The sequence below is a fragment of the Actinomycetospora sp. CA-084318 genome (assembly GCF_050955885.1).
In the GTDB taxonomy this organism is placed as follows: Bacteria; Actinomycetota; Actinomycetes; order Mycobacteriales; family Pseudonocardiaceae; genus Actinomycetospora.
The window spans coordinates 1,234,641-1,246,573 of the sequence record NZ_CP192098.1; the positions used below are offsets into that span (position 1 = coordinate 1,234,641).

11 protein-coding genes and 1 other RNA gene are annotated in these 11,933 nt (G+C 73.5%); all 12 read left to right on the forward strand.

The genetic code is table 11. The annotated features are described in order from the left end of the window. Window positions 1-60: 60 nt before the first annotated feature. On the forward strand, window positions 61-1,242 hold the full coding sequence (locus tag ACQPYX_RS06045) for a glycoside hydrolase family 3 N-terminal domain-containing protein (protein ID WP_433802001.1): 1,182 nt from the start codon (window positions 61-63) through the stop codon (window positions 1,240-1,242). A gap of 65 nt (window positions 1,243-1,307) precedes the next feature. Beyond that, window positions 1,308-2,480 carry an acyl-CoA dehydrogenase family protein gene (locus ACQPYX_RS06050; RefSeq protein ID WP_433802002.1) on the forward strand — a complete coding sequence of 391 codons (1,173 nt, stop codon included), beginning with the start codon at window positions 1,308-1,310 and terminating at the stop codon, window positions 2,478-2,480. An 11-nt stretch (window positions 2,481-2,491) separates the two neighbouring features. Beyond that, entirely contained in the window at window positions 2,492-3,598 is a 1,107-nt protein-coding gene (locus tag ACQPYX_RS06055) for an acyl-CoA dehydrogenase family protein (RefSeq protein WP_433802003.1), read from the forward strand. A 151-nt stretch (window positions 3,599-3,749) separates the two neighbouring features. Then, window positions 3,750-4,079, forward strand: a complete 330-nt coding sequence (locus tag ACQPYX_RS06060) for a putative quinol monooxygenase (protein ID WP_433802004.1) — start codon at window positions 3,750-3,752, stop codon at window positions 4,077-4,079. Beyond that, the gene (locus ACQPYX_RS06065; RefSeq protein ID WP_433802005.1) at window positions 4,076-5,206 is read left to right on the forward strand and encodes a DUF3500 domain-containing protein; all 1,131 of its coding nucleotides are present in this window, start codon (window positions 4,076-4,078) and stop codon (window positions 5,204-5,206) included. The genes ACQPYX_RS06060 and ACQPYX_RS06065 overlap by 4 nt, the downstream gene beginning before the upstream one ends. Before the next feature lie 33 nt (window positions 5,207-5,239). Continuing rightward, on the forward strand, window positions 5,240-6,355 hold the full coding sequence (prfB, locus tag ACQPYX_RS06070) for a peptide chain release factor 2 (RefSeq protein WP_433802006.1): 1,116 nt from the start codon (window positions 5,240-5,242) through the stop codon (window positions 6,353-6,355). Window positions 6,356-6,418: 63 nt separating this feature from the next. Beyond that, window positions 6,419-7,108, forward strand: coding sequence for a cell division ATP-binding protein FtsE (gene ftsE, locus ACQPYX_RS06075; RefSeq protein ID WP_433802007.1), 690 nt, complete (start codon window positions 6,419-6,421; stop codon window positions 7,106-7,108). Further along, a complete protein-coding gene (gene ftsX, locus ACQPYX_RS06080) occupies window positions 7,105-8,010 on the forward strand; it encodes a permease-like cell division protein FtsX (protein WP_433802008.1) in 906 nt (301 codons plus the stop codon). Before ftsE ends, ftsX begins: the two co-directional genes overlap by 4 nt. A gap of 149 nt (window positions 8,011-8,159) precedes the next feature. Continuing rightward, the gene (gene smpB, locus ACQPYX_RS06085; protein WP_433803684.1) at window positions 8,160-8,570 is read left to right on the forward strand and encodes an SsrA-binding protein SmpB; all 411 of its coding nucleotides are present in this window, start codon (window positions 8,160-8,162) and stop codon (window positions 8,568-8,570) included. Next, window positions 8,564-9,487 (forward strand): amidohydrolase family protein, encoded by a 924-nt coding sequence (locus ACQPYX_RS06090; protein ID WP_433802009.1) that lies wholly within the window; start codon window positions 8,564-8,566, stop codon window positions 9,485-9,487. Before smpB ends, ACQPYX_RS06090 begins: the two co-directional genes overlap by 7 nt. A 67-nt stretch (window positions 9,488-9,554) precedes the next feature. Continuing rightward, window positions 9,555-9,933: a transfer-messenger RNA gene (gene ssrA, locus ACQPYX_RS06095) on the forward strand. Between the two features lie 210 nt (window positions 9,934-10,143). Then, entirely contained in the window at window positions 10,144-11,847 is a 1,704-nt protein-coding gene (locus ACQPYX_RS06100) for a hypothetical protein (RefSeq protein WP_433802010.1), read from the forward strand. Window positions 11,848-11,933 lie beyond the last annotated feature (86 nt).

An 11,933-nucleotide genomic window follows, 5' to 3' on the forward strand; every position in this document is an offset into this window, starting at 1 on the left:
TGCCCAGCCGCGCCCACCCTGGTCCCTCACGACGACGGCTCGTCCCTACCCTGGCCCGCGATGTCACGTTCCGGTCTCGTCGCCTCGCTCTCCGCCCTCGCCCTGCTCACGGGCTGCAGCGCCGCGCAGGCCCCGGCTGCGGCGCCGCCGCTCCCCACCGGCTCGGTGGACGCGGCCGCGCCACCCCGGTCGACGACGAGCACCGCCGCACCCGTCTCCTGCGCCGCCACCACCTACGACCGGCTGACCGACCGGCAGCGCTGGGCCCAGCTCGTCGTCGTCGGCGTCCCGGCGGGTGGGGTCAGCCAGGCCGCGCGCCAGGCGCTCGCCCTCGAGCCCGGCGGGATCATCCTCACCGACGGTGAGTCGGCGAGCGCGGACGCCGTGACGAAGGTCGTCACCAGCGCCCAGGCGACCGGGGGCGCCGAGGTGCCGCTGCTCGTCGCCGCCGACCAGGAGGGCGGCCAGGTCCAGGAGCTCGAGGGCCCCGGCTTCCCGACGATGCCCTCGGCGCTGGCGCAGGGGCGGGACCCGGGCGGGCTGCAGGCCGACGCGAAGGGCTGGGGCCAGGCGCTGCGCGACGTCGGTGTGACGGTGAACCTGGCGCCGGTGGCCGACGTCGTCGACCCGGCGCTGGGCGAGCAGAACGCCCCGGTGGGCCGCTTCGACCGGCAGTACGGCGACGACGCCGCGACCGCCTCCGCCGGGGTCCGGGCCTTCGTCGCCGGGATGCGTGACGCCGACGTCGCCCCGACCCTCAAGCACTTCCCGGGCCTGGGGGAGGTGCGGCAGAACACCGACTTCGCCGGCGGCGTCGTCGACTCGACCACCGGGACCGACTCGCCGACCCTGCAGTCCTTCGCGGCGGGCATCCGGGCCGGCGCGCCGCTCGTGATGATGTCCTCGGCGCGCTACTCCCGCATCGACCCGGACAACCAGGCGCTGTTCTCCTCGCGGGTGATGAACGACCTGCTCCGCGGGCAGCTGGGGTTCCAGGGTGTGATCATCACCGACGACGTCGGGGCTGCGGCGGCGCTGGCCGACACCGCGGTCGGCGCCCGGGCCACGAAGTTCCTCGCCGCGGGCGGTGACCTGGTGCTGACCATCCGCCCGGGTGATCTCGCCCCGATGCTCGACGACATCACCGCGGCGGCCCGGGAGCCGGCCTTCGCGCAGCGCGCGCAGGACGCCGTGCGGCGGGTGCTCACCCTGAAGGAGCAGCAGGGCATCCTGCGCTGCTGACCCGACCGGAGCGGACCTACCCGGCGGTAGTGCGGGGCCGTCCGGGACCTGCGAGAGTGCCGGGCGTGGACCTGACCTACACGGCGGAGGAGGAGCAGTTCCGGCAGGAGCTGCGCACCTGGCTCGCCGAGAACATCCCGACCGAGTGGACCGTCCCGGGCTACTGGGCGACCTTGTCGGACGAGGAGTCGTTCGAGAAGCGCCGCGAGTGGGAGGCGCGCAAGACGGCCGCGGGCTTCTCGGGCATCCAGTGGCCCGTCGAGTACGGCGGCCGCGGCGGCACCCCCGGCATGAAGGCCATCTACGACGAGGAGACGGTGCGGGCGCACGCCCCGCAGACCGTGAACGTCCTCGGCCTGACCTTCCTCGCCCCGACGATCATGGCGATCGGCACCGAGGAGCAGAAGGCCGAGATCATCGGCCCGATGCTGCGCAACGAGGTCATCTGGTGCCAGGGCTTCTCCGAGCCCGGCGCCGGCTCCGACCTCGCCGCCGTCGCGACGCGCGGGGTGCTCGACGGCGACGAGTACGTCGTCAACGGGCAGAAGATCTGGACCACCAACGCCATGCACGGCGACAAGATCTTCACCATCGTGCGCACCGAGGCCGGCTCGGAGAAGCACAAGGGCCTGTCGATGCTGCTGATCGACATGAACCAGCCCGGCGTCGAGGCCCGCCCGCTCAAGCAGATGAGCGGTGCGAGCGAGTTCGGCGAGGTGTTCTTCACCGACGCCCGCGTGCCCGCCAAGGACTGCCTCGGCGAGATCGGGCAGGGGTGGCGCACCGCGATGCTGCTGCTCTCCTTCGAGCGCGGCGCCTCCGGCGTCGGGCAGTACACCGAGTTCCGGCGGCAGTACGACGACATCGTCGCGCAGGCCAAGCGGTTCGGGCGTGCCGACGACCCGGTGGCCCGCCAGGAGCTGGCGCGCTGCCTCGTCGAGCTGGAGTGCCTGCGCTACCACGCGATGCACATCCTCACCCAGGTGGAGCAGGGCAAGGACCTCGGCTCGGAGTCGTCGATGACGAAGCTGCAGTGGTCCGAGGCGTTCCAGGACCTGTGGGAGGCCTTCGAGCACGTCCTCGGCCCGGAGGCGACCCTGTCCGCCCCGCGGCCCGACGTCGACCTGTCCCCGTTCCACGCGCAGGACCACTGGTCCCGGTCGGTCACGATCTGGGGCGGCTCGTCGCAGGTCCAGCGCAACATCGTCGCCGAGCGCGTGCTCGGCCTGCCGCGGTAGAGGAGAGGCACGTGTTCTTCGCACTGACCGACGAGCAGCAGGCCTTCGCCTCGACGGTGACCGAGTTCCTCGCCGAGCGCTTCGACCTCGAGGCCGTCCGCGGCGTCGTCGAGGACCCGGACGGTGACGGCCACCCGCTGACGCTGTGGAAGGGCCTCGCGGACCAGGGGGCGCTCGCCGTCCTCGTCCCCGAGGAGCACGACGGGCTCGGGCTGGGCCTGCTCGACGCCCAGGTGGTCGCCCGGGCCCTCGGCGCCGGCGTCGCGCCCGGACCGTGGCTCCCGACCGTCCTGGCCGCGGAGGCCGTCCGGATCGCGGGCTCGGCCGAGCAGCAGTCCCGCTGGCTGCCCGCGCTCGCGGCGGGGGAGACCGTCGGCACGGTCGCCCTGCGCGGCGAGGGCGGGGCCTGGGACGGCTCCGGCATCACCGTCGACGTCAACGACGGCCGGCTCAACGGGTCGGCCTCCCCGGTCGACTACCCGGCCGTCGCCGGCGTCATCGTCGTGGCCGCCACCGACGCGTCCGGGACACCGGGGCTGTACCTGGTCGAGGCGGGGGCCTCCGGGCTGACCGTCCGCGACCAGCACACCTACGACGGCACCGCCCGCGTGGGTGCGGTGGAGTTCACCGACACCCCGGCCGAGGCCCTGGCCGGAGGCGACGCGGCCGCGGTGCGGGCGCTCCTCGCGCGCGGCGCCGTGCTGAACGCCGCGGATCTCGTCGGCGTGGCCCGCGAGGCGCTCACCCGTACCGTGGCCTACGACCGCGACCGCAACCAATTCGGCGTCCCCGTCGGCTCGTTCCAGGCGCTCAAGCACGCCCTGGCCGACCTGCACGTGGCGGTGACGATGGCCGAGCACGCGGTGCTGTTCGCCGCGCACGCGCTCGACAGCAAGGACGCAGCGGACCCGGACGTTCGAATCGCGGTGGCCGTCGCCGGGTCGAAGGCGTCCGACGCCGCCTGGAACGCCACCGGGGCGATGATCCAGTTCTTCGGCGGCATCGGGTTCACCTGGGAGCACGAGGCGCACTTCTTCTACAAGCGCGCCCGCCGCCGGGCGCCGCTCTTCGGCTCCGCCGCGGAGCACCGCGAGGCCCTGGCGACGCTGACGATGTGAGCTGCGCTCTCGTGAGCACTTTCCGTGGCTCCGGCCACGGAAAGTGCTCACGAGGGGCGCAGCCCCACCCATCGGATAGGTGGGGCTGCGGGCGGGGTACGGGGGTGATGGCATGACCGGCGTCACCCCCTCACCGACGAAGGAGACCCCCGTGGCCAGCACTCCGACCCAGGACGACCGCAGCCTGCTGACGGTCGTCGCCCGCATGACGGCGAAGCCGGGCAAGGAGGACGAGCTCCGGAAGGGGCTCGAGGCGCTGATCCCCACCACGCTCGCCGAGGACGGCTGCGTGAACTACGACCTGCACGTGGCCGAGGACGACCCGGCGACGTACTTCTTCTACGAGAACTGGACCTCGGGGGAGAAGCTCGACGCGCACCTGGCCGCGCCGCACCTGGTCGACTTCGCCGGCAAGCTCGACGACCTGCTCGTGGGCGGTTCCGAGGGCCTGGTCATCCAGCGCCTCAAGCGGATCGCGTGACGGCCACCCCCGCGTCCGTCGCCTCGGCCATGGCCGAGGCGGCGGCGGTCTGGGCGGACACCCTCGACGACGAGCAGTCGGCGCAGGGCGTCTGGGACTGGCCCGGCTCCAAGGCCGCCGAGGCCGAGCGTCTGAAGTGGTACTACACGCCCACCGACCACGGCGGGCTGACGCTGCACGAGCAGCTGCCCCACCAGCAGCGGGCGGCGATGCGACTGCTCGCCACCGGGCTCTCCGAGCCGGCGTACGTCAGCGCCGCGACGATCATGGGGCTGGAGAACGTCCTCGACCGCACCGAGGGGTTCACCACGGGGTTCGGCCGCGACCGCGGCCGGGACCCGGGCATGTACTACCTGCGGGTGTTCGGCGACCCGACCGGCGACGCGCCCTGGGGCTGGCGCTTCGGCGGGCACCACGTCTCGGTCAACCACCTCGTGGTCGACGGCGAGGCGGTGGCGGGCTCCCCGTGCTTCCTCGGCGCCGACCCGATGGTGTCGCCGCTGCTGGGCGGGCGGGAGCTGCGTCCGCTGGGCGGCATCGAGGACGCGGGCCGGGAGCTGCTGCACTCCCTCGACGCGAACCAGCGCGAACGCGCGGTCCTCACCCCGCGGGCGCCGGCGGACATCATCGGCGCGAATCGGGTGCAGGTGGCTCCGGGCGACCGGCTGATCCCGCTGCCCGACCTCTGGCGGGGCCACTTCGACGACCAGGCCCTCGAGGACCGGTTGTGGTCGATGCACGACGGGCTGGAGGAGCGGCTCGGCGTCACCGAGGCCGACCGCGCCGCCACCGAGTTCTCGGTCCGGCCGAAGGGCATCGCGGCCACCGACCTGTCGAGCTCGCAGCGCGACGTGCTCCGGGCGGTCGTCGGGGTCTACCTCGACCGCATGCCGGCCGGGCTGGTGGAGCGCGAGTACGAGCGGCTCGACCTCGGCGCGGTGCACTTCGCCTGGGCGGGTGGACCCGAGCGCGGCGAGCCGCACTACTACCGGCTCGAGGGGCCGGGACTGCTCGCCGAGTGGGACAACACCCAGCGCGACGTCAACCACGCGCACAGCGTGTGGCGGGTGCCCGGCCACGAGTTCGGCCGGGACGTGCTGGCCGACCACCTGCGCGAGCACCACTGAGGGCGCCCACGGCCCCGGGATTACCCTGGGGCCGTGGACGACTCGACCGCGACCCAGCTCAAGGACCTCGCCGCCAGCCTCGACTCGGTGGAGGCGGCGATGGACCTGGACGGTCTGCGGCGCCAGGTCGCCGAGCTCGAGACGCAGGTCGCCGCCCCGGACCTCTGGGACGACGTCGAGACCGCGCAGAAGCTGACCAGCGAGTTCACCCACAAGCAGGCCGACCTGCGCAAGGCCGAGTCGCTGCGCTCGCGCCTGGACGACCTCTCGACGCTCTACGAGATGGCCGACGAGGAGTCGGGCTCCGACGCGGCGGACCTCGTCACCGAGGCCGACGCCGAGCGCGCCTCGCTGCAGACCGACATCAGCGCCTTCGAGGTGCGGACGCTGCTCAACGGCGAGTACGACGAGCGCGACGCGCTGGTCACCGTCCGGGCCGAGGCGGGCGGCGTGGACGCCGCGGACTTCGCCGAGATGCTCATGCGGATGTACCTGCGCTGGGCCGAGCGGCACGGCTACCCCACCGAGGTCTACGACACCTCCTACTCCGAGGAGGCGGGCATCAAGTCCGCCACCTTCAAGGTCAGCGCCCCCTACGCCTACGGGACGCTCTCGGTCGAGCAGGGCACGCACCGCCTCGTGCGCATCTCCCCGTTCGACAACCAGGGCCGGCGCCAGACGAGCTTCGCGGGGGTCGAGGTCGCCCCCGTCGTCGAGTCCACCGACCACGTCGAGATCGACGAGAAGGACCTGCGGGTCGACGTCTACCGCTCGTCGGGCCCGGGCGGGCAGGGCGTCAACACCACGGACTCCGCCGTCCGCCTGACCCACATGCCCACCGGCATCGTCGTGAGCTGCCAGAACGAGCGCTCGCAGCTGCAGAACAAGGCCACCGCCATGACGGTGCTCGCGGCCAAGCTGCTCGAGCGGCGCCGCGCCGAGGAGCGCGCGCTGCTCGACTCGCTCAAGGACTCCGGCTCGTCGTGGGGCAACCAGATGCGCTCCTACGTGCTGCACCCGTACCAGATGGTCAAGGACCTGCGGACGAACCAGGAGACCTCGCAGACCTCGCAGGTGCTCGACGGGTTCATCGACGACTTCCTGGACGCCGGGATCCGCTGGCGGAAGCAGACCGAAGCCGCTGCGTAGCCGTCCGCCGGGGGCGTTCGCCCGGCGGGGAAGATCGACACCGCCCCAGTAGCATCGCCAGCCGTGCTCCGGCTCGAGAACGTCTCGAAGATCTACCCGACGTCCGCGCGGCCGGCGCTCGACGACGTGTCGATGGACGTCGAGGCGGGGGAGTTCGTCTTCCTGATCGGGCCGTCGGGCTCCGGGAAGTCGACGCTGCTGCGCCTGCTGCTGCGCGAGGAGACCCCCACCCGGGGCAGCGTCTACGTGGCCAACTGGAACGTGGCGCGGCTGCCGAACCGCAAGGTGCCGAAGCTGCGCCAGCGGATGGGCTGCGTGTTCCAGGACTTCCGGCTGCTGCCCACCCGCAGCGTCGCCGACAACGTGGCGTTCGCCCTCGAGGTGACCGGCAAGTCCGAGCACACGATCCGCACCGTCGTGCCGGAGATGCTCGAGCTGGTCAACCTCACCGGCAAGGCCGACCGGATGCCCGCGGAGCTCTCCGGGGGTGAGGCCCAGCGCGTCGCGATCGCCCGCGCCCTGGCCAACCGTCCGCTCGTGCTGCTCGCCGACGAGCCCACCGGCAACCTCGACCCGGAGACCAGCGACGACATCATGCTGCTGCTCGACCGGATCAACCGCGCCGGCACGACGGTGGTGATGGCGACCCACGACCGGCAGATCGTGGACGCGATGCGGCGCCGGGTGGTCGAGCTGCACCTCGGCCGGCTCGCCCGGGACGACGCCCGCGGGGTCTACGGGGCGCGCCGGTGAACGGTCTGGGCTTCGTCTGGCGGGAGGCGGTCGCCGGGCTGCGGCGCAACGTGACGATGAGCGTCGCGATGATGCTCACCACGGCCATCTCGCTGGGCATGCTCGGCGCCGGTCTGCTCGCGGTCCGCACCATCGACCGCACCCAGGACCTCTACTACTCCCAGCTCGCGGTCCAGGTCGCGCTCGACGAGCCGACCAGCGCCGGCGACCCGGACTGCAGCAGCCCGACCTGCCGCGGGCTGCGCGACCAGCTGCAGGCCGACCCGCTGGTGGCGGGCGTCACCTACGAGTCCCGCGACCAGGCCTTCCAGCGCTTCCTGCGGATCTACGCCGGCCAGTCGATCCTGCAGCTGGTCCGGCCGCAGTCGCTGCCGGCGACGCTGCGGGTGACGCTGCGCGACCCGACCCGCGGGGACGCGATCGTGCAGGAGTTCTCGAACCGGCCCGGCGTCCGGAACGTGGTGGACCAGCGCCGTCTGGTGGAGGACCTGTTCACCTTCCTCGGCAGCGTGCGCAACGCCGCCTTCGGCCTCGCGTCGGTCCAGGCGCTCGCGGCCCTGCTGCTGATCTCCAACACCATCCAGGTCTCGGCGTTCACGCGGCGCACCGAGGTGGGGATCATGCGGCTGGTCGGCGCCACCCGCTGGTACACGCAGGTGCCGTTCCTCATCGAGGCGGTGATCACCGGCGTGGTCGGGGCGGTCCTCGCGACCGGCGGGCTCGTGCTCGGCAAGCTCTTCTTCATCGACCGGCTGCTCTCCGGGCGGCTGATCTCGAACGCGATCCCCGCGGTCGGGATGAGCGACGTGCTCCTGTTCGTTGCACCCCTGCTGATCGTGATCGGCGCGGTCATCGCGGCGGCCACCGGGTATGTCACCCTGCGGCTGTACGTCCGGAGCTAGGGAAGCGGAGGCACCTCGTGGCCAAGACGGCCGTCCCCACGGACTCGGGCCGCTCGAAGGAGAAGGCGAAGGCCAAGGCCAGCTCCAACCGGCCCGAGGAGCGACGCAAGGTCGTCGCCACCAACCGCAAGGCCCGGCACGACTACTCGATCATCGACGTGTACGAGGCCGGCATCGCCCTGCAGGGCACCGAGGTCAAGAGCCTGCGGGCCGGACGGGTCTCGCTCGCCGACGCGTTCGCCACCGTCACCGACGGCGAGGTGTGGCTGCGCGGGCTGCACATCCAGGAGTACGACTACGGCTCCTGGACCAACCACGAGCCGCGTCGGCACCGCAAGCTGCTGCTGCACCGCGCCGAGATCGAGCGCCTCATCGGCAAGACCCGCGAGGGCGGGATGACCCTCGTGCCGCTGTCGGTCTACTTCTCCGGCGGGCTGTGCAAGGTCGAGCTCGCGCTGGTCAAGGGCAAGGCGGCGCACGACAAGCGCCAGGCCATGGCCGAGCGCGACGCCAAGCGTGAGGCCGAGCGGATCGTCGGCCGCCGGATCAAGGGGTGGTAGACCGGCTGTCCTCGGACGAGGACGTCGCGCCCTGGGTCCGGTCCCTGCAGCTCGGTCCCGACGGCCGGTCGGGGCTGGTGGACGTGCACGTCCACTTCCTGCCCGACCGGATGCTGCAGAAGGTCTGGGCCTACTTCGACGACGCCGTGCGCCACTACGGCTACGACTGGCCCATCCACTACCGGTTGCCCGAGGACGAGCGGCTCGCCCGGCTGCGCTCGTTCGGCGTCGAGGCGTTCGCGCCGCTGGCCTACCCGCACAAGCCCGACATGGCGGCGTGGCTGTGCGGGTGGGCGCTGGACTGGGCGGCCGAGGTGCCCGAGGCGGTGCCGACGGCCACCCTGTTCCCCGAGGAGTCGGTGACGACCTACCTCTCCGACGCGGTGGAGCGCGGCGCGCGGCTGGTGAAGGCGCACGTGCAGGTCGGCGGGTACGACCCGCGCGACGAGCTGCTCGACCCGGCCTGGGGCCTGCTCGCCGAGGCCGGGATCCCGGTCGTCGCGCACTGCGGCGACGGCCCGATCCCCGGGCGGCACACCGGCATCGAGATCATCGGCGAGGTGATGGACCGGCACCCGCGCCTGCCGCTGGTGCTCGCCCACGCGGGCCTGCCCGACTACGACGCCGCGCTCGCGCTGGTGGAGCGCCATCCCGCGGTCCGGCTGGACACCACGATGGTCGGCACGCCGTTCACCGAGGCCTTCGCGCCGCTGCCGCGCGACTGGGCGGCCCGGCTCGCCGACCTCTCGGGGGCCGGCCGCGTGGTGCTCGGCACCGACTTCCCGAACATCCCGTACGGCTACTGGCGCCAGCTCGAGGCGATCCGCGGGTGGGCCGCCGCCGAGGAGCGCCTCGGGGAGCCCTTCCTGCGGAGCGTGCTGTACGACGCACCGGCCGCGTTGCTGCGCCACGGATGATCGCGGGCCGGGCGGACGTTATGATGGGCAGTCCCGCCGGGCAGCACTGTCACGGTCGGCGGGAGAAGGGGGTGACTGGTTTCGACTCCGAGCGGTTGATCAGGGGAAGCGTGCCGAGGAAGGCGACGATGATCTCGATAACCACCCGTCGCAAAGAAATAAGCGCCGAGAACAGTACTCAGCGCGAGTTCCAGCTCGCTGCCTAAGTAGCGAGGTTGGACTCTGTCGGCCCGGGTTCGTTCCCGACCCGGTCGCCGGCATCAGCTAGGGGACTCCACCTCCGGGCCCGGTCGCGGGGCCCGGGGGGACATCGAACAGCGACTGGGGTCGTCACACCGGTGTGTCTGCGCATCCGGTGGACCCGAGCAGAGACGGAGCAGACTGCGCACGGAGAAGTCCTGACAGGTGTTCGGAGGACCCGGGTTCGATTCCCGGCACCTCCACCCCCACGACGACGGCCGGAGAGCGGATCGCTCTCCGGCCGTCGTCATGCGGTGGGCGTGGTGTCCCGCCACGTCCGATCCGACACCGAGATCCACGTCGCGCCCCGGAGTCGGTGAACGGTGTCGACCACCACCCGCCCGGGGAGATACGGTCACCCGGCCGAGGTAGCTGGTTGGCACCAGTGCTGCACGCCGTGAGGCAGGGGGAGCGTCGTGACCGCCGACGACACGGTCGAGACGACCGGTTCGACCCGAGACGGTGACAGCAGCCTCCACGCCGACACGGACCGTGTCTCCGTCGACACCGACGGTGCCGGACCCGCCGCCGACGACAGCAGCGCCGACAGCGCTGACGACGCTGACGGCGGCACCGCGGCGCTCGACGCGACCGACCCCCCGACCGAGGTGCTCGTCGGGGGCGCCGCCGACGCGGCCGTCCGCGGGGTCGACGAGGTCCTGGGCCGCGAGGTCCGGCTCGTCACCCTCCCGCCGGCCACCGGCGAGGCCCTCTCCGAGCGCATCGAGCAGGTCCGTCACCTCGCCCGGCTGCACCACCCGCACCTGCTCGAGGTCTACGACGTCGACGGCCTCGCCCCGGACACCGAGAGCACCCTCGTGCTGGAGAGCGTGTCCGGCGAGCCGCTGCCGCTGGTGCTGCGCGAGGGCCCGGTGCCGGCCGCCGACCTCGCGCGCATGGGCGCCCAGCTCGCCTCGGCCCTCGCCCACGCGCACGCCCACCACGTGGAGCACGGCGCGATCGGGCCGGCCAGCATCCTCGTGAACCGGGCGGGCGCCGAGGCCTGGCTCGTCGGGCTCACGGCGTCCCTCTCCGGGCCGTTGCCGGTGGTCTCGGAGACCTCCCCGGCGTCCGACGCCCCCGCCCGGCGTGCCGCGGACGTCCGTGCCCTCGCCCGCACCCTCGCCGACGTCACCGGCCTCGCCCCCGACGGTGACGACGAGACCGAGCGCCTGCTCGCCCTCCTGCGCGACGCCGACTCGGAGCTGCCGCCGTCGGCGGCGGCCCTCTCCGAGCGGCTCGTCCGGCTCGGCCGGGACGACACGCCCGTCACCGACGAGACCGCCGCGGCGCGGCTCGTGCCGGTGGTCGCGTCCTGGTCGGAGAGCCCGGCGACGCCCGGCGACACCGGGCCGACCGTCGGCGCCGCCGTCGCGGTGGGCCCGGCCGTGCGCGCCGAGGGCCGCCCGGGGGTGACGCCGTTCGCCGTCCTGCCCGGTCCCGGCCGTCCTGCCCGGCGCGCCGGTGTGCTCGCCGCCGCCACCGCGACCCTGGCCCTCGCGTCGGGTCTCGTCATCTGGGCGGGGGAGTCGCAGGTGGTGCGCCAGATCCCGCAGGCCGAGGTCGGCCCGAGTCTCGTCGTGCCCGCGGGCGTCCCCGGCTTCCCGGCCTTCGTGCCCGCGCTCCCCGCCTCCGACGACGACGGGTCGGGCTCGTCCGCGGCCTCCGACGACGACTCGGGGCCGTGGACCCGCACCGCCGAGACCTCGGAGCGCGCGCCGGAGCGTGCCCCGGCCCCGGAGGAGACGACGACGGCGCCCGCGTCGACCACGCCCGGCGAGCCCGTGCCGTCCACCGACCCCACGGCGCCGACCGGCCCGCCGGACCCGACGAGCACGGTGCCGCCCACGACGAGGCCCACCACCACGGTCCCGCCGACCACGACCGCGCCACCGCCCGGCTCGACCGTGCCGCCCACCTCGACGGTGCCGCCGACCACCACGGTCCCCGGGACGCCGTCCTCGGGCACCACCACCACGGCGCCCGGGACGTCGACGGGTGGTTCCCCGGCACCCGTGGTCCCGGCCCCCGGCGGCACGCCGCCGGTCGCCCCGACGACGACCACGACGCTCACCCCGGTGCCGGCGCAGGCCGGCGCGCTGCTGGCCTTCGGCCTCTGACGCTCCCGGCCGGACCCCTCGTCGGACGCTCGCCGTAGCGTCGACGTCCGTCGGGTGAGGGGCGGGACACCGCCGGAGAGGACGTC